At 59.7% G+C, this 23,766-nt stretch carries 21 protein-coding genes; 12 read left to right on the top strand and 9 right to left on the bottom strand.

Features of this window, described 5'->3' with window-relative positions:
• Window positions 1-89 precede the first annotated feature (89 nt).
• The 3 genes from ligA (at window position 90) to D8780_RS08120 (ending at window position 3,323) form a co-directional block, all read left to right on the top strand.
• Window positions 90-2,213 carry an NAD-dependent DNA ligase LigA gene (gene ligA / locus D8780_RS08130; protein WP_121645140.1) on the top strand — a complete coding sequence of 708 codons (2,124 nt, stop codon included), beginning with the start codon at window positions 90-92 and terminating at the stop codon, window positions 2,211-2,213.
• An 85-nt stretch (window positions 2,214-2,298) separates the two neighbouring features.
• Entirely contained in the window at window positions 2,299-3,027 is a 729-nt protein-coding gene (locus D8780_RS08125) for an AzlC family ABC transporter permease (protein ID WP_121645139.1), read from the top strand.
• Entirely contained in the window at window positions 3,024-3,323 is a 300-nt protein-coding gene (locus tag D8780_RS08120) for an AzlD family protein (RefSeq protein WP_121645138.1), read from the top strand. The genes D8780_RS08125 and D8780_RS08120 overlap by 4 nt, the downstream gene beginning before the upstream one ends.
• Window positions 3,324-3,329: 6 nt before the next feature.
• Here the strand turns inward: D8780_RS08120 and D8780_RS08115 are convergent, their stop codons facing one another.
• Window positions 3,330-5,168 carry an aminopeptidase P family protein gene (locus tag D8780_RS08115; RefSeq protein ID WP_121645137.1) on the bottom strand — a complete coding sequence of 613 codons (1,839 nt, stop codon included), beginning with the start codon at window positions 5,166-5,168 and terminating at the stop codon, window positions 3,330-3,332.
• Window positions 5,169-5,400: 232 nt separating this feature from the next.
• Between D8780_RS08115 and D8780_RS15825 the strand changes: the two genes are divergently transcribed.
• Complete coding sequence (locus tag D8780_RS15825; RefSeq protein ID WP_199699569.1) at window positions 5,401-5,553, top strand: hypothetical protein; 153 nt, start codon at window positions 5,401-5,403, stop codon at window positions 5,551-5,553.
• Between the two features lie 5 nt (window positions 5,554-5,558).
• Here D8780_RS15825 and D8780_RS08110 read toward each other — a convergent pair whose 3' ends face one another.
• From D8780_RS08110 to D8780_RS15745, 3 genes are all read right to left on the bottom strand, one after another.
• Window positions 5,559-6,437 carry a 50S ribosomal protein L11 methyltransferase gene (locus D8780_RS08110; protein WP_121645136.1) on the bottom strand — a complete coding sequence of 293 codons (879 nt, stop codon included), beginning with the start codon at window positions 6,435-6,437 and terminating at the stop codon, window positions 5,559-5,561.
• Window positions 6,434-8,359 carry a cation:proton antiporter gene (locus D8780_RS08105; RefSeq protein WP_121645135.1) on the bottom strand — a complete coding sequence of 642 codons (1,926 nt, stop codon included), beginning with the start codon at window positions 8,357-8,359 and terminating at the stop codon, window positions 6,434-6,436. Before D8780_RS08105 ends, D8780_RS08110 begins: the two co-directional genes overlap by 4 nt.
• Window positions 8,360-8,481: 122 nt before the next feature.
• On the bottom strand, window positions 8,482-8,655 hold the full coding sequence (locus D8780_RS15745) for a hypothetical protein (protein WP_158598467.1): 174 nt from the start codon (window positions 8,653-8,655) through the stop codon (window positions 8,482-8,484).
• Between the two features lie 30 nt (window positions 8,656-8,685).
• Between D8780_RS15745 and D8780_RS08100 the strand changes: the two genes are divergently transcribed.
• The 3 genes from D8780_RS08100 to D8780_RS16000 are packed head-to-tail and all read left to right on the top strand — an operon-like array spanning window position 8,686 to window position 10,039.
• A complete protein-coding gene (locus D8780_RS08100) occupies window positions 8,686-9,186 on the top strand; it encodes a CreA family protein (RefSeq protein ID WP_121646458.1) in 501 nt (166 codons plus the stop codon).
• 38 nt (window positions 9,187-9,224) lie between these two features.
• Entirely contained in the window at window positions 9,225-9,881 is a 657-nt protein-coding gene (locus D8780_RS08095) for a DapH/DapD/GlmU-related protein (RefSeq protein ID WP_245412389.1), read from the top strand.
• Between the two features lie 29 nt (window positions 9,882-9,910).
• On the top strand, window positions 9,911-10,039 hold the full coding sequence (locus D8780_RS16000) for a hypothetical protein (protein ID WP_281004563.1): 129 nt from the start codon (window positions 9,911-9,913) through the stop codon (window positions 10,037-10,039).
• Between the two features lie 149 nt (window positions 10,040-10,188).
• On the opposite strand, the gene D8780_RS08090 is transcribed toward D8780_RS16000, so the two are convergent.
• Window positions 10,189-11,787: an isocitrate lyase gene (locus D8780_RS08090; protein WP_121645133.1), complete on the bottom strand. Its 1,599-nt coding sequence runs from the start codon at window positions 11,785-11,787 to the stop codon at window positions 10,189-10,191.
• A gap of 501 nt (window positions 11,788-12,288) precedes the next feature.
• On the opposite strand from D8780_RS08090, the gene D8780_RS08085 reads away from it, so the two are divergent.
• From D8780_RS08085 to D8780_RS08065, 4 genes are all read left to right on the top strand, one after another.
• A complete protein-coding gene (locus D8780_RS08085; RefSeq protein WP_121645132.1) occupies window positions 12,289-14,262 on the top strand; it encodes a putative bifunctional diguanylate cyclase/phosphodiesterase in 1,974 nt (657 codons plus the stop codon).
• A 108-nt stretch (window positions 14,263-14,370) separates the two neighbouring features.
• Window positions 14,371-15,120 carry a type I methionyl aminopeptidase gene (gene map / locus D8780_RS08080; protein ID WP_121645131.1) on the top strand — a complete coding sequence of 250 codons (750 nt, stop codon included), beginning with the start codon at window positions 14,371-14,373 and terminating at the stop codon, window positions 15,118-15,120.
• A 176-nt stretch (window positions 15,121-15,296) separates the two neighbouring features.
• Window positions 15,297-16,091 carry an SDR family NAD(P)-dependent oxidoreductase gene (locus D8780_RS08070; RefSeq protein WP_121645129.1) on the top strand — a complete coding sequence of 265 codons (795 nt, stop codon included), beginning with the start codon at window positions 15,297-15,299 and terminating at the stop codon, window positions 16,089-16,091.
• Between the two features lie 190 nt (window positions 16,092-16,281).
• Window positions 16,282-16,491, top strand: a complete 210-nt coding sequence (locus tag D8780_RS08065) for a cold-shock protein (protein ID WP_121645128.1) — start codon at window positions 16,282-16,284, stop codon at window positions 16,489-16,491.
• Between the two features lie 331 nt (window positions 16,492-16,822).
• Here D8780_RS08065 and D8780_RS08060 read toward each other — a convergent pair whose 3' ends face one another.
• A complete protein-coding gene (locus D8780_RS08060) occupies window positions 16,823-17,440 on the bottom strand; it encodes an FMN-dependent NADH-azoreductase (RefSeq protein WP_121645127.1) in 618 nt (205 codons plus the stop codon).
• A 106-nt stretch (window positions 17,441-17,546) separates the two neighbouring features.
• Between D8780_RS08060 and D8780_RS08055 the strand changes: the two genes are divergently transcribed.
• On the top strand, window positions 17,547-18,446 hold the full coding sequence (locus D8780_RS08055; RefSeq protein ID WP_121645126.1) for a LysR family transcriptional regulator: 900 nt from the start codon (window positions 17,547-17,549) through the stop codon (window positions 18,444-18,446).
• Between the two features lie 521 nt (window positions 18,447-18,967).
• Here D8780_RS08055 and D8780_RS08045 read toward each other — a convergent pair.
• The 3 genes from D8780_RS08045 to D8780_RS08035 form a co-directional block, all read right to left on the bottom strand.
• Window positions 18,968-21,442, bottom strand: coding sequence for an ATP-dependent helicase (locus D8780_RS08045; RefSeq protein ID WP_121645124.1), 2,475 nt, complete (start codon window positions 21,440-21,442; stop codon window positions 18,968-18,970).
• A gap of 82 nt (window positions 21,443-21,524) precedes the next feature.
• On the bottom strand, window positions 21,525-23,180 hold the full coding sequence (locus D8780_RS08040; RefSeq protein WP_121645123.1) for a chloride channel protein: 1,656 nt from the start codon (window positions 23,178-23,180) through the stop codon (window positions 21,525-21,527).
• The gene (locus tag D8780_RS08035) at window positions 23,177-23,701 is read right to left on the bottom strand and encodes a thioesterase family protein (RefSeq protein ID WP_121645122.1); all 525 of its coding nucleotides are present in this window, start codon (window positions 23,699-23,701) and stop codon (window positions 23,177-23,179) included. Before D8780_RS08035 ends, D8780_RS08040 begins: the two co-directional genes overlap by 4 nt.
• Window positions 23,702-23,766 lie beyond the last annotated feature (65 nt).

The raw sequence follows: 23,766 nt of genomic DNA, 5'->3' as shown, positions 1-23,766 counted from the left end.
CTTGTTGTCGTCGCGACAGGTTTACGCTTGATCGTCGTAGCGTCGGGCCGCTATCGCTGTCCGTCTGTCGGGCGTATGGGAGATCGAAGGTGGCCAGCAAGAAGACGGTCGAGGAACTGACCGAAACTGAGGCACGCGCCGAACTCGACCGGCTTGCAGCCGAGATCGCAGAACATGACCGCCACTATCATGGCGAAGACGATCCTACCATTTCCGATGCCGCCTATGATGAACTGCGCAAGCGCAATGCTGCGATCGAAACGCGCTTTCCGAAACTGGTGCTGCCGGATTCACCTTCGAAGCGTGTCGGAGCACCGGTGTCCGAGAAATTCGAGAAGGTCACGCATGCGCTGCCCATGCTGTCTCTCGACAACGCATTCTCGGATGAAGATGTGCGGGACTTTGCCACGCGGGTCCGCCGATTTCTAAAAATGAACCCCGACAGCGAATTGGCGCTGACGGCAGAGCCGAAGATAGACGGCCTGTCGCTTTCGCTTCGCTATGAGAAGGGGCGCCTGGTGACTGCCGCAACGCGCGGCGATGGCCGCGTGGGCGAGAACGTAACGATCAATGCAAAGACCATTGATACGATCCCCGTCGAATTGACAGGGAACGTGCCGGAAATCGTGGAAGTGCGCGGCGAAGTCTATATGCGCCACGATGATTTCGCAGAGCTGAACAAGCGTCAGGAAGAAGCGGGCAAGAGTGTCTTCGCCAATCCCCGTAATGCGGCCGCCGGTTCGCTACGGCAGCTTGACTCGTCGATTACCGCCTCCCGTCCGCTCGCCTTTTTTGCTTATGCCTGGGGCGAATTGTCCAAACGTCCGCGCGAAACGCAGATGGGCATGGTTCAATGGCTGTCGGAGATCGGGTTTTCCATCAACCCTTTGATGGAGCGTTTCACCGATCTGGAAACGCTGATCGCACACTATCATCGGATTGAAGAAGATCGGGCGTCCCTCGGCTACGATATCGATGGCGTGGTCTACAAGGTCGACGATCTCGGACTGCAGCAGCGCCTCGGCTTCGTCTCCCGTTCGCCGCGTTGGGCGATCGCCCATAAATTTCCGGCCGAGAAGGCGGTCACCGAGCTTCTGGCTATCGACATTCAGGTGGGTCGGACCGGCGCGCATACGCCGGTCGCCCGGTTGCTACCGGTGACGGTTGGCGGCGTGGTGGTGACCAATGCGACATTGCACAATCCCGACGAAATCGCGCGGCTCGACGTGCGTATTGGCGACACGGTGCAGATTCAGCGGGCAGGGGACGTCATCCCACAGATTCTCGGAGTGGACGAAGACAAGCGACCGGACGATTCCGAACCCTACAGCTTTCCCAGCCACTGCGTTTGCCATCTCGAAACGCCATTGGTGCGGGAGACGACGGCTGGCGGCGTCGAAGGCGTGGTGCGTCGCTGCACCGGCGAATTCGCCTGTCCCTATCAGCGCCGCGAGCATCTGAAACACCTCGTTGGCCGCAAGGGCTTCGATATTGACGGGCTCGGCGACAAGCAGATCGACTGGTTCTACGAGCGTGATGACGACAACCTCCGCATCCGGGAACCGGCCGATATCTTCACCTTGCAGAGACGGCAGCAGGTCTCCCTCAACAAACTGAAAAACATGGAAGGTTGGGGAGAAACCTCCGTGAGCAACCTCTTCGATGCTATCGAAGCGAGGCGGAGCGTTCCTCTCGACCGCGTCATCTATTCGCTCGGTATACGGCATGTCGGCGAGACGACCTCACGAACGCTCGCCCGAGCGTATGGTTCATGGGCTGCATTTGAGGATGCCGCGCGAAAACTTGCCGAGGGCGATGATGAGGCGAAGGCCGAGATGGAGGCGCTCGATGATATCGGCGGTGCGGTCACCGAAGCGTCAGGCCGTTATTTCTCCGAGGAAGAAAATCGCGCGATGGTCGATCGCCTGATCGCCGAGCTGGATGTGCAGGAAAGCGAAGCACCGGCTGCAGCCGACTCCCCTGTCGCCGGCTGGACGATCGTCTTCACGGGCTCGCTCGAGCGGCTGTCACGGGACGAAGCCAAGGCCATGGCCGAACGCCTTGGCGCGAAAGCTGCCGGCTCGGTTTCGAAGAAGACCAATTTGGTGGTGGCGGGCCCGGGCGCTGGCAGCAAGCTTAAGAAAGCGGAAGAATTCGGCATCGAGGTTATCTCCGAAGAAGAGTGGTTCGAGCGGGTGGGTGAAGGTGCATGAATACGGTGCTTGAAACGATCTGGGCAGCCCGTTTTCCTGCCGGTGAAGCCATCGCGCGCGTTTCTCCCTGCTGGAGGCTGAACTGATGAGTGCGCTCACGCAGTCTTCATCCGCGCCCGGTTTCTGGGCTGGTGTTCTTCGGGGCCTGCCAGTCTGTGCGGCAATCGCGCCGTTCGGTCTTCTTTACGGCGCACTCGCGGTTGATTCCGGCCTCTCCATCTTCGAAGCAACCTTCATGAGCGCGGTGATCTTCGGCGGTGCGAGCCAGATGGTCGGGTTGCAGCTTTTCGACGGGCGAGTGCCCGGTTGGCTGATCGTGCTGTCGATCTTCGCCGTCAATTTCCGCCATATCCTTTATTCTGCGGCGATCGGCCCGAAGCTCATGCACTGGCCGGTCTGGCAGCGAGCCGTTGCCTGGTTCGTCCTGACCGATCCGCAATTTGCGGAATCGGCTAAGATGGCCGAGGAGCGCCCTGTGCCGTTTTCCTGGTATCTCGGTCTCGGACTGATCCTCTACGGTCTCTGGGTTCTGGAAAGCTACCTTGGTGCGAGGTTCGGCTCGTTGATCGATAATCCCGAGGCGCTTGGCCTCGATTTCATGCTGCCTCTTTACTTCTTCGGGATGCTCTACGACTTCCGCTCGCGAAAGCCGTTCTTTCCGATCGTGATCTCGAGCGCGATCGGCTCCATTGTGGCAATGGTGACTGTCGGCTCGCCATGGCATGTTTCTCTGGGCGCTTTCTGCGGCATTGCGGCGGCCGTCGTTATCGGCGCTCCGGCGACGGACGCAGAACCGGAGGAGCGGCCGACATGAATCCGATGATCTGGATCATCATCTTCGGCGGAATTGCGACCTACGGCACGCGCATTGGCGGCCATCTCGTCTTGAGTCGATTCGACCACATCCACCCGCGGGTTCAGGCTGGATTGAACGCGGTTCCCGCTGCGGTGCTGACGACGCTGGTGGCCCCCGCCCTGATAGACGCGGGGCCGGCCGAGTGGGTCGCCATCGTTTTCGCAGCCTTTGTCGGCCTTCGGGCCAAGCTGACGGGGATGTTCTTTTCTTCCGCCGTGCTGCTGATCGCTCTGCGGCAGATCGGGTTCAGCTAATCCGAGTCAGACACTGGCGAGCGGCGCGCAGGCACGTTCCAGCCATGCACGCACCTCCGGCGTAACCAGCGGTGCGATCTCTTCCATCACACGGGCATGATAGGCGTCGAGCCAGGCAACTTCATCCGGGCTCATCAGGTTTTTGTCGAGGACGGCACGATCGAAGGGACAAAGCGTCAGCGTCTCGAAGCTGTGCATCGGCGTGTCGCCGCCCGCGATCTCCGATGCCGGCTCGATTAGCAGAAGATTTTCCATGCGGATTCCGTAGGTGCCGGCGCGATAGAAACCCGGCTCGTTCGAGACGATCATGCCCGCTTTCAGCGGAACCTTGCCCGTTCTGGCAATGCGCTGCGGTCCCTCATGCACCGCCAGAAACGAGCCGACGCCGTGGCCCGTGCCATGGGCGTAGTCCATACCTGCCGACCAGAGCGGCGCGCGGGCGATTGGATCAAGCTCGGAGCCCCAACTCTTCTCGGGAAAACGAGCGCGCGAAAGGGCGATCATACCGCGCAGGACGGTGGTGGCGTGGCGTCTCATCTCACCGGTCGGCGTGCCGATCGCGACGGTCCGTGTGATATCGGTCGTGCCGTCGATATACTGGCCACCGGAATCAACGAGATAGAGCTCGTCTTCGCCGAATGTGCGATTGGTCTGCTCCGTCACGCGATAATGGATGATCGCGCCGTTTGGGCCTGCGCCGGAAATCGTGTCGAATGAAATGTCTTCCAGTGCGACCCCGTCGGCTTCCGCCATCTCGATCCGGCATTTCTCGAGCTTTTCCACGGCCTGAATCTCGGTGACGCTTCCCGGCGCCTGATCCGACAGCCAGTGCAGGAAGGTTGCCATCGCTGCGCCGTCTCGCCGATGGGCCCGTCTTGCGCCTTCCATTTCGACGGCGTTCTTGATCGCTCGGCGCAACCGTGCGGGATCTTCGAAAGGATCAACCGATCCTCCGGCGCCTGTGATGGCGTCGCCGATACCTCGCGAGGCGAGAGCGGGGTCCAACCCGATCCGCATGCCTTCTTTGCCGAGCGCGCTCAAGGCCCCTGCAAACTCGTCGGGTTCGTTCAGCGTCACCATCTGCCGCAGATAGGCATGGGTTTCACGGTCCAGCTTTCGCCGATCAACGAACAGCACAGGCTCACCGTCTGCCAGCAGGATCATATAGGCCAGGGTCAACGGATTATGGGTGACGTCGGAACCGCGAATATTGAGCGCCCATGCAACCGACGCCGGGTCGGTGAGCACCGTCGCATCGAAACCGGCCTCTTTGATGCTGGCCTGCAATTCCTCGAGCTTTTCACTCGCCAGTTTGCCAGCCTGTTCTTGACGCTGGATACGCGTCTGGCCGAGGGGCGGGGGCGGCTGGTCCGACCAGATCACGTCAACGGGGTTGTCTTCGAGCAGGACCAGTTCCCCGTTCCTTGCGTGCAGGGCATTATCGAGGGCCTTGGTTTCGCCGATCGTATGGAGCCAGGGATCGATCCCAAGCCGGAGCGGAGCGCGTTGCTGTTTGAGCCAGCGGGCGGGGGGATCCGAAACAAGGCTCTCGATACGGAAGAGTTGAGGATCGACCTGATTCCCGGCCTGAACCGTGTAGCGGCCATCAACAAAGAGAATCGCTTCGTCCGCAAGAATAATGGCAGCGCCGGCGGATCCGGTGAATCCGGTCACATAGGCCAAACGCTCGGCGCGCTCGGGCAGATATTCGCTCTGATGCTCATCGGCATGGGGTATGAGTACGGCGTCGAGTTCCTTCTGTCGCATCAGCTTCCTCAGCGCCGCGACGCGTTCCGCGACGGGCGATTTCGAAGAAGGGTCCGTAAACGACTGAAAACGCGCCATAATTCCAATCTGCCTTATTCAATCAAAAGAGGACGATACGCTAAGGCGCAACGAGCCCCCGTTCAAGGCAGGCCGCACCTTAAGCGTGCTAAACAAACGATTAATTGGATGGTCTCTTCGCATATGCAAAAAACGAAGGATAGTCATGCACATATGACTCTGGTGCAGACGGGCTGAAGGTCGCATCTTCTCATCAACCAAACAGAGAAAACTCCCAGCAAGGAACAATGCGATGACCAGCAGAAACGTATTTCGCGGTATGTTCGACGCCCTTGTCGAAGCCCGCACCCGCCAGGCAGCAGCCTATGTTCGTGGCCCGCTCTCCATGGTCGACGGCGAAGACCTCCGCCGCGCCGGCTTCACGAGCACCAAGCGCGAGCGCTAAGCCTTTCAACGCTTGAGATGAATGGTGGACCATCCTTCAAGATGGATGGTCCTGATATGACGAAAATTCTGGCCGCTATAGGCGGCTATGACGCTCCGTCTCTGCTCATCCAGAATCCCGGATAGCAGAATAGACCCGCCCGCTGTAACGTGGCGTGCCATCTCGGGCGCCAGCTTCTTGAGCGGCCCGGCAAGGATATTGGCAACAATCAGATCATATGGCGCGCCGGCTGCGATTGCCGGATGCGCAAATCCTGTTGCGGTGCAGCATTTCACCCGCGAAGCGACGCCGTTCAGATCAATATTCTGTCTTGCCACCGAAACCGCCACGGGATCGATATCCGTTGCGAGCACGGAGGCTGGCGCGAGCTTTGCCGCCGCGATGGCGAGCACTGCGCTGCCCGTTCCAAGGTCCAGGATCCTGCCTGGCCTTTCCGAACGCATGATCTGCTGAAGCATCAGCAGGCATCCTGATGTCGTTCCGTGGTGGCCGGTGCCGAAAGCCTGTCCTGCTTCGATCTCGATCTTGAGACGTCCGGGAGCGATCGAGTCACAATCGTGGTGGCCGTGGACGCTGATCCGTCCCGCATGGACAGGCTTCAGCCCTTCCAACGACCGCGCGACCCAATCGACGTCCTCAAACGTCTCTCTTTGCAGATTGAAACTGGACGCGTTCCTGGCGATCCAGTCTTCGAACCTCGTCGCTATCGCGTCGACCTGGTCGAGCGGGTAGACGGAGGCTTCGAACACCTGCTTTTTCTCATCGATCTCCTGAAGGGCGACGGCATAGCCGTCATCCTCATAGTTTTGGCTAAGCCACTCATAAGCAGCGGTCGCCGTCGGCTTGTCCGCTGTGAGATAGAGGCGGCAGCTCTCGTCGGTCATGGCAGGTTGGGCTTCGGTGGATCGGAGGGGAGGTTTTCCAGCGGCACGGGTTCCCGAGTCTGACGTTCGGTGTCCGGCTGGGCCGGTTTTCCACTCCGCCATTCCTCGTGCTCGCGCTTGCGTGTTTCCGCATCGCGCGGCGGCGGCCCGAAACTGATGAGACGGTGCCCCGGCGCCGGATCGGTCTCGCGGGTTGTGGACCGGAAGACAAGATCGCCCGCATTGGTGATCCAGAGCAGAAGAATGGTCTTTTCGGGCCGTGTCTCCTGATAACGCTCGAAGGTGAATTCCTCCGTCAGCGTTGTCGATGTGAAAACATAGCCACGGTCGATCAGCGCGCGAAGATCAAAATAGGCCAGTTCCGGATCGCGTGTGAGAGGACGCCCTCCCAGCGTGAAGTTCATGGTCTGGCTTTCGGGTCGAGGCCGGCCATCGCCGATCTGAAAGACGCGATCGCGGCCGACTTCAGGGCCGAAATCGGTGCAAACGAGCGTGTTGTAGGCATCGTCCGCTGTCGCCGCGATAATGGTCGAGAAGCGGTTCAGGTCAAGCCGGTGATGAGCCTCCTCGCTCAGCACTTCGCCAAACCATGTCGGGATCTCGCGCAAGCGCGTTTCGCGCAGCCTGTCATATTCGCGATCGGTCACGAGCACGGGAACCTTCTCATCCTTCAACCGTGCGGCAAAGTTGGTCGTGAAGCGCGAACCACCGACGATGAGAACGCCGGGTCGTGTCGCCGTTCGCAGGCCCAGCAGGCGGGCGAGGGGTGAGAGAGTGAACGCATGAGCAAGGATCGTGGCCGTGACCACGGCGAAAGCGTAGGCGACCATGACGGGGCCGTCTTCGACGCCATTGGCTGTCAGAGCGGCGCCGAAAAGGCCGGACACGGCCACGGCCACAATGCCACGCGGCGCAATCCAGCCGACGAGAAGCCGCTCTTTCCACGAAAGGCTTGCACCGATGGTGACCAGGCCGACGATCAGCGGCCGGATCACGAACATGACGAGAGCCACGAAGGCGAGGGCCTGCCAGCCGAGTTGGCGGATAACCTCCATATCCAGCGCAGCCGTCAACAGGATGAACAGCGACGAAACCAAGAGAACGGTCATCGCTTCCTTGAAGCGTCGCAGATCGCCAAGGCTCGCCATGCGGCTATTGGCAAGGGTGATACCCATCACCGTGACAGTCAGAAGCCCGGCTTCCTCCAGGATCAGGTTGGTGAGCGCAAAACCTGCGATGACCAATGCGAAAAGGGTCGGCACCTTGAGGTATTCAGGGACATGGCCCCGTGTGAAGGCATAGGCGATGAAACGTCCGAGAAGATAGCCGCCGCCCACCGCAGCCACGAAAGCCAAAGCAATGCTGACGAGCAAATTGCCGGCCTCGTGATAGCCGGAGACCACCAGATAGGTTTCGAAGGCGATGACGGCGAAAAGCGCTCCGAGCGCATCATTGACGATGGCTTCCCATCTCAGGAGCGAAGCGGGGCGATTGGCGAGTTGCGCGTGGCGTAGCATCGGCATGATGACTGTTGGACCCGTCACCACGAGGATCGCTCCCAGCACCGCGGCTGTCGGCCATGACAGGCCGCCGACATAGTGTGCCGCCAGAGCGGTCGAGGCCCAGACAAGCGGCCCGCCAAAATAGATCAGCCGCCTTACGCCGATCGAGGTTTCGCGAATTTCGCGATAGTTCAGCGTCAAACCGCCTTCGAAAAGGATGATAGCGACGGCGAGCGAGACCACGGGTCGGTAAATATCGCCGAAATCGCGAACAGGATCGATGAATTCCGTCAATGGCCCGGCGGTGAAGCCGGCGACCAGCAACAGAACAATCGCCGGCAGGTGAAGCCGCCAGGCAATCCATTGCGCAGCGATGCCAGCCGCGCCGATAAAGGCCAGTTTCAGTGCAATATCGTGCAAGAGTTCCGCTCCGCGGCGAGGTGCAACCTCAAGAGGTGCCAAAGATAGCCGAAAGACCCTCCGAGGCAATATGGGTGACGGGCTTGGCGTTTCTTCTCACGGCAGCAAGCCGCTTTATCGGGTCAGAAGCAATTCAGCCCGTTGATCAGCAGAGCCTGGTATATGGCCATGCCATGCTGTTGCCAGCCGGCCAGAAGCGTGGCGCCACCGATTGCGAGAATACCGCCGAGAACGCTTACGCCGATCAGTCTTCTGGTGTGGGATTGCCATATCATTTCGCCTATATGCCATTTCATGCCCCCAGACGTCCAGAAAGGCTTCTTCTGATGTATTCGAAATTGAGGATTTTCCTGCCCGCACTTGCTGCGATGTGCGCTTTCGCCCAACCATCCTTCGCGGAGCAGATCGGAGAGGTCGATGTCGACTGGCTCGGTAACGACATCGTTGTCGAGGCGATTGCCGACCCAAAGGTGAAGGGCGTGACCTGCCATGTTTCCTATTTCGAACGTGGCGTGATTGACCGCCTGCAGAAGGGTAACTGGTTCGAAGACCCATCGAACAGCTCGATTGCCTGCCGACAAACGGCTGAACAAGTCGAGATCGGCGATATAGAACTCGACGAGGAAGGCGAGCACGTCTTCTCGCAGCGGCAATCCCTGATCTGGAAGAGCGTCCGTGTGACCCGCATCTATGATGCGGCGAATAAGACGCTGATCTATCTCGCCCACGCCACGCAGGTGCAGGACGGATCGGCCAAGATGAGCATTTCGACTGTGCCGCTTTGGAATGCCGATGTCGTTTGGGAAGAGGGCGAGCCCAGCCAGTGAGTAGCGATAGGGGCGATCAGGCAGGCGAGGAAGAGAGCGTGGAGTCCGAACTGCGTTTTCTGGACCCCAAGCCGCGTATCGCCGGTACGGCCCGGCTAAAAGGCTGCCGGCTCGGCCCTTATACGGAGATCGGTGAAAAGGTTGTCCTTCGCGACGTGGTCGTTGGCGACTTTTCCTATTTCGAACGGCACGGTGAAGCCATCCATGCCGATATCGGCAAATTCTGTTCCATCGCTGCCAATGTCCGGATCAACGCTCTGGCGCATCCGATCGAGCGGCCTCTCAGCCACAAGATCAGCTATCGGCCCAATGAGTATTTCCGCTGGAAATCGCTCGATGCGGATTGGCGGTCCAAGCGTGCCAGCCAAAGGGTGATCATCGGCCATGATGTCTGGATCGGTCACGGCGCCGTCATCCTGCCGGGGGTTTCCATAGGTAACGGTGCGGTTATCGGCGCCAATGCCGTCGTGTCGCGCGATATTCCACCCTATACGGTCGTCGGCGGCGTACCCGCGCGGCCTATCCGGCAGCGCTTTTCCGAGTTGATTGCAAAGCGGCTGGAGGCTCTCTGCATCTGGGACTGGTCGCTCGATGCTCTCTATTCGGCGATCGAGGATATGCAGAGCCTGCCGATCGAGGCCTTTCTGGCCAAGTACGAAGTCGGGGCTGAAGAGGATCAAAGCCTCTCGCGATGATCGCGAGAAACGCTACGCCAGCGAAGGCAATGCTGGATCAGACGCGAGACGAGGGCATGGATCGTCGGACGTTGTGGCAGAAGAAACAGATCGGCGAAATCGATCACATGATCGTCGTCGCCGACTGGAGAATGGGGCAGCCGGTGGTCGAGGGATGACAATCCGATTGGTCGACCGTGTTTCATACCGGGATGATGCGCCGAAACGCTTAACGGATTGTTTACGCCATCGGGAAGGGGTTGCGGAACACAAAAAGGGCAGACGTTGAGCCTGCCCTTTCTGATGTAACCAATCGCAGTGCCGGAGGTCACTCAGCGGCGAACTGGTTCATCGTATTATCCTTGCCGCCAGCCTTTAGGGCTGCTTCACCGGCAAAGTATTCCTTGTGGTCGTCGCCAATGTCGGAGCCGGCCATGTTCTGGTGCTTGACGCAGGCGATGCCCTGACGGATCTCCGCCCGCTGGACCGGCTTGACGTAACCCAGCATGCCCTCGTCTCCGAAATAACCCTTGGCGAGATTGTCCGTGGACAAGGCTGCCGTATGATAGGTCGGGAGCGTGATGAGGTGGTGGAAAATGCCGGCCTCACGGGCTGCATCCGCCTGGAAAGACTGGATGCGACGGTCCGCCTCTTCGGCAAGTTCCGTACCGTCATAATCGACGCTCATCAGCTTGTCGCGATCATAGGCCGAGACATCCTTGCCTTCTTCGCTCCAAGCATCGAAGACCTGCTGACGGAAATTCAGCGTCCAGTTGAAGGACGGCGAATTGTTGTAGACCAGCTTGGCGTTCGGCATGACTTCGCGAATGCGCTTCACCATGCCGCCGATCTGGCCGATATGCGGCTTTTCGGTTTCGATCCAGAGTAGGTCCGCGCCGTTCTGAAGGCTTGTGATACAGTCGAGCACGCAACGGTCCTCGCCGGTGCCCTGCTTGAACTGGTACAGGTTGGACGGCAGGCGCTTCGGACGCATCAGCTTGCCGTCACGCTTGATGACGACGTCGGAGGAATTGAGGTCGTCGACCGTGACCTCCTCGCAATCGAGGAAAGCGTTGTACTGGTCGCCGAGATCGCCCGGCTCCTTGCTGTAGGCGATCTGCTTGGTAAGACCGGCGCCGAGGCTGTCGGTGCGGGAGACGATGACGCCATCTTCAACGCCAAGCTCCAGGAAGGCGTAGCGCAGGGCGCGGATCTTCTGCAGGAAATCCTCGTGCGGGACCGTGACCTTGCCGTCCTGGTGTCCGCACTGCTTCTCATCCGAAACCTGATTTTCGATCTGCAGCGCGCAAGCGCCCGCCTCGATCATCTGCTTGGCCAGCAGATAGGTCGCTTCCGCGTTGCCGAAGCCGGCATCGATATCGGCGATGATCGGCACGACATGGGTTTCGTGATTGTCGATCTTGTGCTGCAATTCGGTGGCGCGGTTGGTGTCGCCGGCTTCGCGGGCGTCATCCAGCTCACGGAACAGCATACCAAGCTCGCGGGCATCGGCCTGCTTGAGGAAGGTGTAGATCTCCTCAATCAGTTCCGGCACGGAGGTTTTCTCATGCATGGACTGGTCGGGCAGGGGACCGAACTCGCTGCGCAGCGCTGCGACCATCCAGCCTGAAAGATAGATGTAGCGGCGCTTGGTCGATCCGAAGTGCTTCTTGATCGAAATCATCTGCTGCTGGCCGATGAAGCCATGCCATGCGCCGAGGCTCTGCGTGTAATTGGCGGGATCATTGTCGTAGGCCGCCATGTCTTCGCGCATGATCGCAGCGTTATAGCGGGCAATGTCGATACCGGTCTTGAACTTGTTCTGGGCGCGCATGCGAGCGACCGCTTCGGGCTCGATGTCACCCCAGCTCTCGAACTTCTTCTTCAGATCCTTGATGGCCTGGATATCTTGCTGATAGGCGCTCATCTCGCCCCTCCTCTATGACAATGTAAAAATCTGTAACGCTTCTTTGATGCGGCAGTGCGGAAGAGACCCCTCCCGCGATCCACCGAACCGCTTGCCAAGCCATATGGTCTGCGGTCTTCCCAATGTCACGCGCAAACTGACGACTCGTTTGTCAAAAACGTGTCACGTTGTGCGGCGCAGTACGGCGAGGTCTGTGAATTTGTATGGATTTTTACAAAATGCAGATGCGTCAGACAGATTTTCTTGCCTGGAGCAAGATGGGCTGTATCCCAGCGCTCGAATCATTATCTTAAAATAGAAGGTAGGTTAGAGTAGTCTGTTGTTTCCGATGCCTGAATATTCTGCGGCGTTAAGCTCTCGTCTACGGCTGCGTGCGAAACTTATCTACTCGTGAAGGCAAAACGGAATTCGATGGGAATAGAATCTCGAAAGAATATGCCATTGAAACGCACATGTCGCTGCACTTGCTGTCAGGCGCGACGGGCAGCAGGATCTTAGCGTATGGGTGAAGTGCTGGCCAAGATTCTGACAGGGAAAACCTCCGACACGCTCGTCGTCTCTCAAGTCGAGGCGCTCAAGCATCGCGTCCCGATTCTCTATGTCGTGCTCGGGATCGAAACCCTTGCAATGGCCATCACTCATTTCGGTAGTGTTCCTACCTATTTAAGCGTCTATCCTTCGTTGATTGCAATCACCGTCATGGTGATCCGCTGCGTCCAGTGGTTTCGGGCTCGCAATCAGGTGCTCTCGCCTGACGAGTCGCGTCGGGTCGTCGTCAAGACAACCCTTCTGACCGTTCTGTTGTCCGTCACACTCATGGCGTGGTCGGGAATTCTTTACATGTATCCCGAGCCGGGACCCGGCTTTGGCGCAGGCATTAGTCGCCGTGGACATATTGTTCTTTTCGTAGGTGTGACCGTGGTGTCATGTATAGCGCTGCTAATGCATGTGCGCACGCTCGCCATGCTCACGACGCTCCTGGTGATTCCGGCGTTCTCTCTGATCCTTGCTGCGAATGGATCGCCCATCGAATGGGCCGTCGCCGTGAACCTGATGCTAGTGGCCAGTGCTATGCTGTATGTCGCCTATGTGTTCTCGCGCGATTTTGCCAATCTGGTCGAATCCCGCGCCGCACTGGACGAGATGTATGTTCGGCAGAAACGACTGGCGTCTACCGATTCTCTGACACAACTCGACAACAGGCGCAGTTTTAACGACAAGCTTGAAGAGGCGGTTCAAAGCGGCTGCGCATTTACAGTCCTGATGATGGACCTCGATGGCTTCAAGAAGCTCAATGATGCGCACGGACATGCGGTCGGCGATCAGGTGCTTCGCGTCGTAGCCGAACGTCTGGCCGAGGCCAGCGAAGGAGAAGGCGTTCTCTCCATTTCCCGCATGGGAGGGGATGAATTCGCTATCCTTCTTCCGCAGCAAGGCGGTTCGCAGAAACTGATCGACTATGGCGAGCGCATCATCAGACAGTGTGCCATGCCGATCTACGAGGGCGATCTGGTCGTTACCGTGGGGGCGTCGATCGGCATCAACGAGGTTACCGAGACCGACATTGACGAGAAGCCCAGCAAGCATATCGAGCGCGCGGATTTTGCCCTCTTTCATGCCAAGCAGACCGGTCGGGGCCGGGTCGAGCTCTATGCGCCGGAGCATGAAGACCAGATCCGGCGTACCGCCATCGTCGAGCAATCTCTCAAAAGCGCCGACCTGGAAGAGGAACTGCACCTCGTTTTTCAGCCTGTCGTCGATGCCAGAAACTTGCAGCTCATTGGCTTCGAAGTCCTTGTGCGATGGCGAAGTTCGCACCTTGGCGACGTCATGCCTGGAGAGTTCATTCCGGTGGCGGAGCGTTGCGGCACCATCCATGCGATCACCCGCGTTGTTCTGCGACGGGCGCTGAGCGAGATGCAGAACTGGCCTGAAGGTCTGAGACTAAAGGTCAATCTGTCGATCTACGACCTGTCTTCGTCGTCCCAGATGCTGGCCCTTTTGACTATCATCGAGCGATCGGGTGTTTCCGGCCAGCAACTGACCTTCGAGATCACCGAGAGTGCGTTCAGCGACCAACTCGATATCATACTCAGTGCGTTGAATATGCTGCGGGCCATCGGCAGCAGCATCGCGATCGATGATTTTGGCACCGGTTACTCCAGCCTTAGCTCCCTGCACCATTTCCGTCCCGATCTAATCAAGATCGACAGAAGTTTCGTTGTGCGGGTCAGCGATCCCTATGATGGACGCGACATGATCAAGACCATTATCCAGATGTGTCGCAACCTTGGCGCTCGCTCCCTCGCGGAAGGTGTCGAGAACGAGACACAGTGCAGGGTATTGAGCGATCTGGGCTGTGACGAGTTGCAGGGATACTGGCTCTCGCGACCTGTTTCGGCCGAGAAGGCGCGCGAGTTCGCCCATGCAGGCGTCGTCAAAGCCGAGCCGCAGGCGCTTGGTCAGTCCTCCTGAATTCGTTTCTCAGCAAACGTCGTTCGGTGCCGTTCGGCTGGCGATTGGCCATGGCCTTGGCACTTTCCGGAGTGCTGGTTAAGTCTTCAGAAAAAGAGAGGCTCGGCGATGACGATCACGAATGAAGACGAGCTGCAGGGTATCAAACTCATCGGCCGCATCGTCGCCAATATTCTGCAGGCGATGGGGCGTGCGGTTCAACCTGGAATGACGACGGGCGAACTGGACGAGATCGGCCGTGTCCTTCTCGAGCGGGAAGGCGCGATTTCTGCTCCTCAGTCCATGTATGATTTCCCGGGTGCAACTTGCATCAGCGTCAATGAAGAGATCGCTCATGGCATTCCCGGCGACCGGGTCATCGCCGCGGGCGATCTGGTCAATATCGATGTCTCTGCGTCCAAAGACGGCTATTTCGCCGATACGGGCGCGACATTTCGCGTCGGCACGGTGAGGCCTGCGCTCGACCGGCTCTGTCGCGATGGCAAGCGCGCCCGACAGATCGGTATCGCTCAGGTTTCAGACGGCAGACCTTTGTCGGATATCGGCAATGCTATCGGGCGCTTCGCGTCCAAAAGGGGCTATACGCTTATCCGCAACCTTGCCAGTCACGGCGTTGGCCGGTCGTTACATGAATATCCTGACGAGATTGCCACATGGCCGACGCGCCATGACAAGCGCCGCATCCACAAGGGTTTGGTGCTCACGGTCGAACCGTTCCTTTCTATGGGGGGCCACCTTGCCGGAGGCGGGGACGATGGCTGGACGCTCTACAGCGAGCCCGAGATGCCTTGCGTTCAGTATGAGCATACGGTGATCGCGACCGAGCGGCAGCCCGTTATCGTTACGCTGCCGGGCTAAGCCCTCTCAGGCGGTCAGACACAAAACCGTCCAAAATAATCTGCCTGCTGATCGAGCCAAGGCGGCGGGTGGCGCTCAGATGCGCTGACCGCATCGCAGCCTTGCGGCGCGCCATGTTGCCGCTGCTGCCATCTGCGCCATGTGGGGCGTCAATCAGGACATTCGAGGAGCCCATCATGCATATCTCACTTTCGGGAAAAACGGCTCTCGTCACAGGCTCGACGCAGGGCATCGGCTACGCCATCGCGAAAGGTCTTGCCCAAGCCGGCGCCAAGGTCTTCGTCAATGGCCGGGATGAAGAGAAGACGAGCGACGCGGCGGAGCAGCTTTCCCAATCGGTCGATGGCGCAGGCGTCTTGCTGCCGGTGGCCGCTGACGTCGGAACGGCGGAAGGTTGCAAGGATCTGGTCGAGAAGACGGGTTCGGTCGATATCCTTGTCAACAATGTCGGAATTTTCGGCCCCGAGGATTTCTTCGAGGTCGAAGACGCGACCTGGGAGACGTTTCTTGAAGTCAATGTGATGAGCGGCGTCCGTTTGTCGCGCGCCTACCTGCCGGCCATGAAAGACAAGGGCTGGGGAAGGGTCGTTTTCCTCTCGTCGGAGAGCGCTGTGAACATTCCCGGAGAGATGGTTCACTACGGTGTCACGAAGGCTGCCAATCTCGCAACGAGCCGCGGTCTTGCCAAGGTGATGGCGGGCACCGGTGTGACGGTGAATTCCGTACTGCCGGGACCGACGCTTACGGAAGGCGTCAGGACCATGCTGGCGGACGAGATCGACGAGAATACCAGCTTCGAGGAAGCGGCGGCGGAAATGGCGCGGCGCGACCGGCCCAGCACGATCATACGGCGTGCCGCGACACCGGAGGAAGTCGCCAATATGGTCGTCTATGTCGCCTCGGAACAGGCGAGTGCCACCACCGGCGCCGCGCTGCGGGTTGAAGGAGGGATCGTCGAGAGTATCATTTGACGCGGCCTGAGATATCCCTTTCTGGTCCTTGCAATTTAGCGTGCCGGAGATTACATGGCAGGCATCGATCTTGATGGACGTTTCCCATCCTCGCGTCAGCGGCGCGCACTGTGAACTCTCTGAAATATCGATACTCACCGCGTCCCACGGGGGCGTATCTTTGTACCGATTTTCGAAAGGAACTTCGCAGATGGCGACCGGTACCGTAAAATTTTTCAACACCACCAAAGGCTTCGGCTTCATTGAGCCGGACGATGGCGGCAAGGACGTTTTCGTTCATATCTCCGCTCTCGAGCGTAGCGGCATGGCTGCTCCGGCCGAAGGCGACAAGCTGAACTACGAAGTCGTTGCCGACCGCAAGACCGGCAAGAGCGCTGCAGCGAACCTGTCCGCAGCGTAATCGACTGAGATACGCCACCCCGCGATTCGTTCGCGGGTGTTGGCGACGGGTTTTGGCGCGATGACCACGGATGAACTGGCATCGCCGACTTGACCCGGGAAGGGGGCCGGCCATTCGCCGGCCTTTTTCATGTCTGGCGTTTGAATTTGCCGATGGTACGGCGCCATCAACTTCCTTGCGCGGAATGACTGCAGGGCGAACGCTCTGGAGGAGAGAGGCTCCTTCATTCGCGGCGACGAAAGCCCCTTTCTGCAGGATTATGCGCCCGACCTGCCGACGATGACATTTATCATCAGTTCGGCAGATCGCTGCCGACGATCGGGGGCCTAGTTCAAGCCAAAACCTTCTTTCTAAGCCGCATATCGAGTCCACCCACGAAGTCTTCCATGTTGATTTGTCCGAGATCCACATTCTTGGCACCGCCGCCGGCGACGACCGTGGTATTTTCGATTCCGAGTACCCTCAGGATCATCCTGAGATATTGAGTGGCGATGTCGCGGTCCCTGATCAGGGAACTCTCACCATATTCGCCGCCCGAGGCGATCAGCAACGTGGCCTTCTTCCCGGTGACCAGGCCGCTGCCATCGAACCCGAGCGTCAAGCCTTTGCGCACGATATGATCGACCCACGCCTTGAGCGCGGCGGGAATGTTGTAGTTGTAGACCGGCGTGGCGATCACAAGTTCGTCGCAGTCCAGAAGTTCCCGAACAAGTGTATCGGAGAGCGCCAACTGTGCCTTCATCTCCGCCGTCTGTGCGTCGGGCGGTGTAAAATAGGCCGCAAGCCACGGCATCGTGACGTGCGGAAGCGCTTCATCGGCAAGATCCCGGGTGATGATCTTTCCGTTCGGGTTCAGCGCCTGCCATTCCGCAAGGTAGCGTTGCGTCATGTTGCGCGAGACCGAGGCGTTGCCGCGGGGACTGGTTTCAACAACGAGAAGTCTGGTCATGCCACATTCCTTTTCCTGATGGGAGCATGACAAAGAGGATAGGGCTTTCAGCTATGCAGCAGGAGTGATATAAATCCGATGATTTCCATCACATCAGGTGATAGCTTTGATTTCATCGCTGAGCCTTGATCAGCTGCGGGTGCTGGTCGCGATTGCTGATACTGGCAGTTTTTCCGCCGCCGGTCGCAGACTGACACGGGTGCAATCCGCCATCAGCCAGACCGTCGCCACACTTGAAGCGAGCCAGGGAGTCATGCTCTTCGACCGGAGCGGTCACCGCCCGCAGCTGACGGACACGGGCCGGATCCTGGTGCAGCAGGCACGAATGGTGCTGGCGAGCGCTGCCCGTTTCGAAGCCGTGGCCGCAGGATCACGTCAAGGGATGGAGGCGGAACTGGCGCTTGCCATCGATCCGCTGGTTCCCACCGCGCCCCTGATCGGAAGTCTTCGCGCACTGCATGAGACCCATCCGCATTTGCAGATCAGCTTTTCGACCGAAGGGCTTGGAGGCGCGCTCCGCCGTTTGCGCGCAGGCGACGTGTCGCTTGCCCTCTGCCTGCTGTTGCCCGACGTGCCGGAGGATGTGAAGGCGATGCCCCTCATCCGGATCAACCTGGTGCCCGTGGCCGCAACAGATCATCCGCTGGCGACGCTCGGCCGTCCGGCGACGCGTGTCGATCTGGAGACCCATGTCCAGCTTGTTCTGTCCGACGCGGCGGGCCGGGATGGGCCGAACTATGGGCTGACCGGCTCAGCTCCATGGCGGTTCGTCGACCTTGGAAGGCGAATGGACTTTCTGCTCGCGGGTTTCGGCTGGTGCCGGATGCCCGAGCATCTTGTGAAGGCGCACCTGGATGCCGGAAGACTGGTCAGGCTCATGCTTGATGAAGAAATCAGAGGGAATGCAGATCCGTTGACGATTTACGCGGCACATCTCGCCGACCGCGTGCCTGGCCCGGCCGGTCGCTGGCTTTTGAGCGACTTGGCGGCGCGATTGGCAGACTGAGCCACGCCCCGCCGTATCAGCCTGCTCACCAATTCAATCGTGCCGGTCACGCCTTACTTTGATCTTTCCAGACTTGCCACCGTGTCCCGGATTGTCGTTGCCGCTGGCCTCGGCTCCCATCCGAAATCCCGGAACGCTTTGGTACCCGAGACAGAACGATACTTGCCGAGTTCGAACAGGCAGGATCGGGTCACCGGGACGAAGAAGGCGGACAGCCGCACGAGCCAGTCGGGCAGCCTTCGCCGGGGAACCCGTCTTGCCGAAGATGGACATTCGCGCCGGATGGTTTCGACGATTTCAGCCATCCAGAGTACTGGTCCAGATGCGATATAGCGCTGACCTGCCGCTGCTTCCGTCGTCAACGCCCGCACATGCAAATTCGGCGATATTCGCGCCATCTGGCGCTCGCTCAGTAAATAAATAAATCACGCATCACTGCCTCCTTATCGGAAACCGAGGATTGCATCTCAAACGAAATGAATAGGTCCTGGGCCTGGATGGGTGACGCAAGCCACCCGAGCTCAGCCAGGCGGGTTGAGGAAGCTTTCAAGAACGCGCTTCTGGCCGGCCTTGTCGAAATCGACCGTCAGCTTGTTGCCATCGACCGCCGCCACCGTGCCGTTGCCGAATTTCAGATGGAACACACGGTCGCCGTTCGAGAATCGATTCGGTGTGTCGGTGACGCTTTTGGCGACCAGTTCGCCCTCGATGTGACGCCCGCGGCGGCCGCCCTCCGGCTCACCATAGCCGATCCGCTCCACACGCGAAGAGACGCCCATACCCGAACGCCCGCCCCAGTTTTCGCGGGTGGCGTCGTTTTTGTTCCGCTGGGCGCGTTGCCAACCCGGCGATCCGTAAGAAGAACCGAAAGGCTCCATCCGGTCGAAGCGCGAGGCACCATATCCGCCACGTTCGCCAAAACCACCGGCGCCGTAACCGCCATAACTGTTTGACGCTTCCATCACCTCGACATGGGCTTCCGGCAGTTCGTCGACGAAACGGCTGGGGATGGTGCTCTGCCAAAGGCCGTGAATACGGCGATTGGAGGCGAACCAGATGTGCAGATTGCGCCGGGCGCGGGTGACGCCGACATAGGCGAGGCGGCGCTCTTCCTCCAAGCCGGCACGGCCGCCTTCGTCCATGCTGCGCTGGTGAGGGAAAAGTCCTTCCTCCATGCCTGGCAGGAAGACGGTATCGAATTCGAGGCCCTTTGCGCTGTGCAGTGTCATAACGGAGACCGCGTCGATCTCGGCGTCGTCGCTATTGTCCATCACGAGCGCAACATGTTCGAGGAAGGCGCGCAGGCTCTCATATTCGCCCATCGCCTCAATCAGTTCCTTGAGGTTATCGAGGCGGCCGGCGGCTTCGGCGGACTTATCCGCCTTCCACATGTCGATATAGCCGCTCTCCTCAAGTATCGATTCAGCCAGCTCGACATGCGGAGTCGATTCAAGGGCTTGGCTCCATCGCCTGAAGTTCTCGACGACCTCGCGCAAGGAGCTTCTGGTCTTGCCCTTGACCTCATCGGTTCCAACCAGATCGGCAGCAGCCTGCAACATGGGGCACTGGCGTGCGCGCGCTGTGTCATGGATCAGCCGGACGCTGGTATCCCCAATGCCGCGTTTCGGCACATTGACGATACGCTCGAATGCCAGATCATCGGCCGGTTGCGCGACGACACGGAAATACGCCATGGCGTCGCGAATTTCCTTGCGCTCGTAGAAGCGGGGACCACCGATGACCCGGTAGGGCAGGCCGAGAGTGACGAAGCGTTCTTCGAATTCGCGCATCTGGAAAGAGGCGCGGACGAGAATCGCGATGTCGTTCAGTTTCTCGCCTTTGGTCTGCAGGGCTTCGATTTCCTCGCCAATGGCGCGCGCTTCCTCCTCGCTGTCCCAAGAGGCATGAACCTTGACCCGTTCGGCGTCGGGGTCCGCAATATCCGTGAAAAGCGTCTTGCCGAGGCGGCTTTCATTATTGGCGATCAGGGATGAAGCCGCCGCGAGGATATGTTCCGTCGAACGATAATTGCGTTCGAGCCGGATGACGGTCGCGCCCGGAAAATCCTTCTCGAACCGCAGGATGTTGTCGACTTCCGCCCCGCGCCAGCCATAGATCGACTGGTCGTCATCGCCGACGCAACACAGATTGACGTCGCTGCCATCCGGACGCTGCGCCAGCAGGCGCAGCCACAAATACTGGGCGACGTTGGTATCCTGATATTCGTCGACGAGAATGTAGCGGAAGCGGCGGTGATATTCCGCCAGCACATCGGCATGGTTGCGGAAGATCGCGATCGGATGCAGCAGCAGATCACCGAAATCCGTGGCATTCAGTTCAATCAAGCGGCGCTGGTAGGCGCGGTAGAGCTCGCGGCCCTTGCCATTGCCAAAGCTGCGTGCATCGCCCTCGGGTATGGCGTCGGGGCCAAGTGCCTTGTTCTTCCAGCCATCAATGAGACCGGCGAGCGTCTTGGCCGTCCAGCGCTTGTCATCGAGCCCTTCGGCCTGGATCACCTGTTTCAGCAGGCGGATCTGGTCGTCCGTGTCCAGAATGGTGAAGGTGTTTTTCAGCCCGACCAGTTCGGCATGCTTGCGCAGCATCTTCACGCCGATCGAGTGGAAGGTGCCGAGCCAGGGCATCCCCTCGATCTGTTCGCCGACGAGCAGACCGATGCGCTCCTTCATCTCGCGTGCGGCCTTGTTGGTGAAGGTCACGGCGAGAATCTGGCTCGGCCACGCCTTGCCGCTCGACAGAATGTGGGCGATGCGGGTGGTCAGAACGCGGGTCTTGCCCGTGCCCGCGCCGGCAAGGACCAACACGGGCCCTTCAGTGGTCTCGACGGCAAGGCGCTGTTCCGCATTCAGACCGGCTACGAAATCCGGGGCACGCTGTTGGCCACGGGCTGCCATGGCGCGTGCGGCGATGCCGCCGGAACGCGTCTGTGAATTCTGGCCTTCGCCGGGCAGGGGCCAGTCGTCAGGAAGATCGATCATGCCACCAGATGTAGCGATTCGGCCCGCCGTTACCATACAAAACGGGAACGGGGATGCGAAAAGTGATGGAAAGCGTATCCGTCTATCGGTGTTCTTCTTCCGAGACCGAGATAAGGGCGCGGTTATAGTGGGACAGGGCCTTGATCTGCGTCAGATGGGCGATCACCGTTTCGCTGTTCTGCGGGTCGACCACCGGCAGGCGCGACCGGCCGCTATTGTCGAAGCGCCTCAGAGCGGCTTCCAGCGTGTCATTGGGGCGCAGCGCCGTCTCCTGCTGTTCTTCGGTCAACGTTTCCGGCTCGGCGTCCTCTTCGGGCATGGTCATGATGTCCATGACCTTGGTCCGCATGGCGAGATCGCGATGTGGGCCGGCGCGCAGATTGAGGCCGCGCCCCTCGAGCTGCCACTGAAACCACGACCGCCCGTGAAACGCGTGATTGACCCCGTGGGCAACCGCCACGGTGAGCAGAAGCGCGATGGAGAGCGCATAGCCGCCGGTCAGTTCGAAGACGATCAGGGCCGTCGAGACAGGCGCGCCGAGCACCGCGCCGGCAACCGCGCCCATGCCCAGCGCCGCGTAGAGTCCGGTCGCCGACGAGTCGACAGAAACGATCGATGCCGCGATCTGGCCGAAGGCAGCGCCGGCCATGGCGCCCAGATAGAGTGCCGGCGAAAACACGCCGCCTCCAAATCGCGAGGCCAGCGTGACGGAGGTCGCCACGATCTTGAGCACCAGAAGGGTGAGGATCGTCAGGAGCGGTATTTCGCCATGCAGCGCCTGGTCGGTGGTACCGTAGCCGACGCCGAGAATTTCGGGATAGGCGACGCCGATCGTGCCGACCACCAGCCCGCCCAGAACGGGCCGGAGCCAGAGGGGCATCGGGATACCGCGCGCGATATAATCCGCTGCGAACAGGCTGAACTGAAAGGAAATCGCCACGAGTGCGCACACGATGCCGAGAAGCGCGAAAGCCGGAAACTCCCAATAGGTCGCAACGGAAAGCGGCGGCACGTTGAAGGCGGGTGCATCGCCGCTCCATAGCCGCGAGAGGATGGAGCCGGCGGCGGAAGCGATGACGATCGGCACAAAGGCGCGCCTCGAATAATGGTTGAGAATGACCTCGTGGGCGAAGAGAACGCCGGCGATGGGCGCATTGAACGAAGCCGAAATTGCGCTGGCTGCCCCGGCGGCGAGGATTGTGCGCCGCGACCACAAGGGCAGTTGGAGTTTGGAGACGAGCGCGGTTGCTAGCGTTGCGCCGAGATGAACGACGGGGCCTTCACGTCCTGCGCTGGCACCGCCCCCCAGCGAAATCACCGTGGCGAGTGCGCTCCAGGCGCCATCCGCCTTGGAAAGGCGCGGTCGCGCGCTGGCCCGTACTTCGATGACGTCCGCCACGCCGAACGGACGGCGGACGGATATGCGTTCGATGATGAGGCCGACGAGCAAGCCGGCGCAGGGAGGGCCGAGAAAAATGAGCCAACCCGACTTTGCATAGATCCAGGGAACGAGAGATTCGGTTCGAATGCCGACCCAAAGATACTGGATCAGAAAGATAGCCTCTCGAAAGGCGATGGCTACAACACCCGCAGCCAGTCCACAAACCAGCGCCATCAGCCAGATCAGGGGTTGGCGGCTCGCCGTGAAGTCATTCCAGTTCGGCCCGACCCAGCCAAGGATGCGATCGAGAAACCGGCCGCCATGCGTCCGCAGCCATCCCTTCTCGGCGGCGCTCATCGCGCGGCCCGCTTCACCCGGATCGCGCCTCCCGCAGCGGCCGGCTGCGGCAAGGCGGATTGCCGGGATGCAAGCTGATCGAGGGCGGCGCGGATATCGTCCGGAAAGGGGGCGACTTTCGGCCCGGTCATATCGACGTGAAGATTGAGCCCTTCGCCTGTCGCGGCGAGCCAGCCTTCAGACGCGTGGCGGACTTCCTGAAAGAGATGAACCCGCTTTTCATCATGATCGATCATCTGCGTCGCGACGATCAGCGTTTCGCCTTCCTTCACTTCCCTGATGAAGCGAGTGTGAAATTCGGCGGTGTATATGGAGAGATTACGGCTTTCGCGGTAATCGGCGCCGATTCCGAGATGGCCGAAAAGGTCGTCGACGCCGAGATCGCAGACCCGATTATAGTAGGCCATGTTCATATGACCGTTATAATCGATCCACTCGGATAACACCCTGATGGGGCGTGAGAGAAACCAGCCGTCTTCAGCGAACCGCGGCGCTGTGTTTCGGCTCTCGCTATCGGTCATCGTTTTTCGGGCCTCCCTCCAACATTAAATTTCAGAGTCATCGCACTTGTGCAAGTTGTGGCGAA

It is taken from the genome of Notoacmeibacter ruber (assembly GCF_003668555.1).
GTDB classification, from domain to species: Bacteria; Pseudomonadota; Alphaproteobacteria; order Rhizobiales; family Rhizobiaceae; genus Notoacmeibacter; species Notoacmeibacter ruber.
This window is presented reverse-complemented; position numbering and strand designations above follow the sequence as displayed.

What these genes read in the sequence shown, in the direction of transcription:
- D8780_RS08125 (WP_121645139.1), top strand. Translation starts at nt 2,299, where the DNA reads ATGAGTGCGCTCACGCAGTCTTCATCCGCGCCCGGTTTCTGGGCTGGT.
- D8780_RS08110 (WP_121645136.1), bottom strand. Translation starts at nt 6,437, where the DNA reads ATGACCGACGAGAGCTGCCGCCTCTATCTCACAGCGGACAAGCCGACG.
- D8780_RS08085 (WP_121645132.1), top strand. Translation starts at nt 12,289, where the DNA reads ATGGGTGAAGTGCTGGCCAAGATTCTGACAGGGAAAACCTCCGACACG.
- D8780_RS08100 (WP_121646458.1), top strand. Translation starts at nt 8,686, where the DNA reads ATGTATTCGAAATTGAGGATTTTCCTGCCCGCACTTGCTGCGATGTGC.
- D8780_RS08115 (WP_121645137.1), bottom strand. Translation starts at nt 5,168, where the DNA reads ATGGCGCGTTTTCAGTCGTTTACGGACCCTTCTTCGAAATCGCCCGTC.
- D8780_RS15825 (WP_199699569.1), top strand. Translation starts at nt 5,401, where the DNA reads ATGACCAGCAGAAACGTATTTCGCGGTATGTTCGACGCCCTTGTCGAA.
- D8780_RS08070 (WP_121645129.1), top strand. Translation starts at nt 15,297, where the DNA reads ATGCATATCTCACTTTCGGGAAAAACGGCTCTCGTCACAGGCTCGACG.
- D8780_RS08065 (WP_121645128.1), top strand. Translation starts at nt 16,282, where the DNA reads ATGGCGACCGGTACCGTAAAATTTTTCAACACCACCAAAGGCTTCGGC.
- D8780_RS16000 (WP_281004563.1), top strand. Translation starts at nt 9,911, where the DNA reads ATGCTGGATCAGACGCGAGACGAGGGCATGGATCGTCGGACGTTGTGG.
- D8780_RS08060 (WP_121645127.1), bottom strand. Translation starts at nt 17,440, where the DNA reads ATGACCAGACTTCTCGTTGTTGAAACCAGTCCCCGCGGCAACGCCTCG.
- D8780_RS08040 (WP_121645123.1), bottom strand. Translation starts at nt 23,180, where the DNA reads ATGAGCGCCGCCGAGAAGGGATGGCTGCGGACGCATGGCGGCCGGTTT.
- D8780_RS08120 (WP_121645138.1), top strand. Translation starts at nt 3,024, where the DNA reads ATGAATCCGATGATCTGGATCATCATCTTCGGCGGAATTGCGACCTAC.
- D8780_RS15745 (WP_158598467.1), bottom strand. Translation starts at nt 8,655, where the DNA reads ATGAAATGGCATATAGGCGAAATGATATGGCAATCCCACACCAGAAGA.
- D8780_RS08090 (WP_121645133.1), bottom strand. Translation starts at nt 11,787, where the DNA reads ATGAGCGCCTATCAGCAAGATATCCAGGCCATCAAGGATCTGAAGAAG.
- D8780_RS08035 (WP_121645122.1), bottom strand. Translation starts at nt 23,701, where the DNA reads ATGACCGATAGCGAGAGCCGAAACACAGCGCCGCGGTTCGCTGAAGAC.
- D8780_RS08045 (WP_121645124.1), bottom strand. Translation starts at nt 21,442, where the DNA reads ATGATCGATCTTCCTGACGACTGGCCCCTGCCCGGCGAAGGCCAGAAT.
- map (WP_121645131.1), top strand. Translation starts at nt 14,371, where the DNA reads ATGACGATCACGAATGAAGACGAGCTGCAGGGTATCAAACTCATCGGC.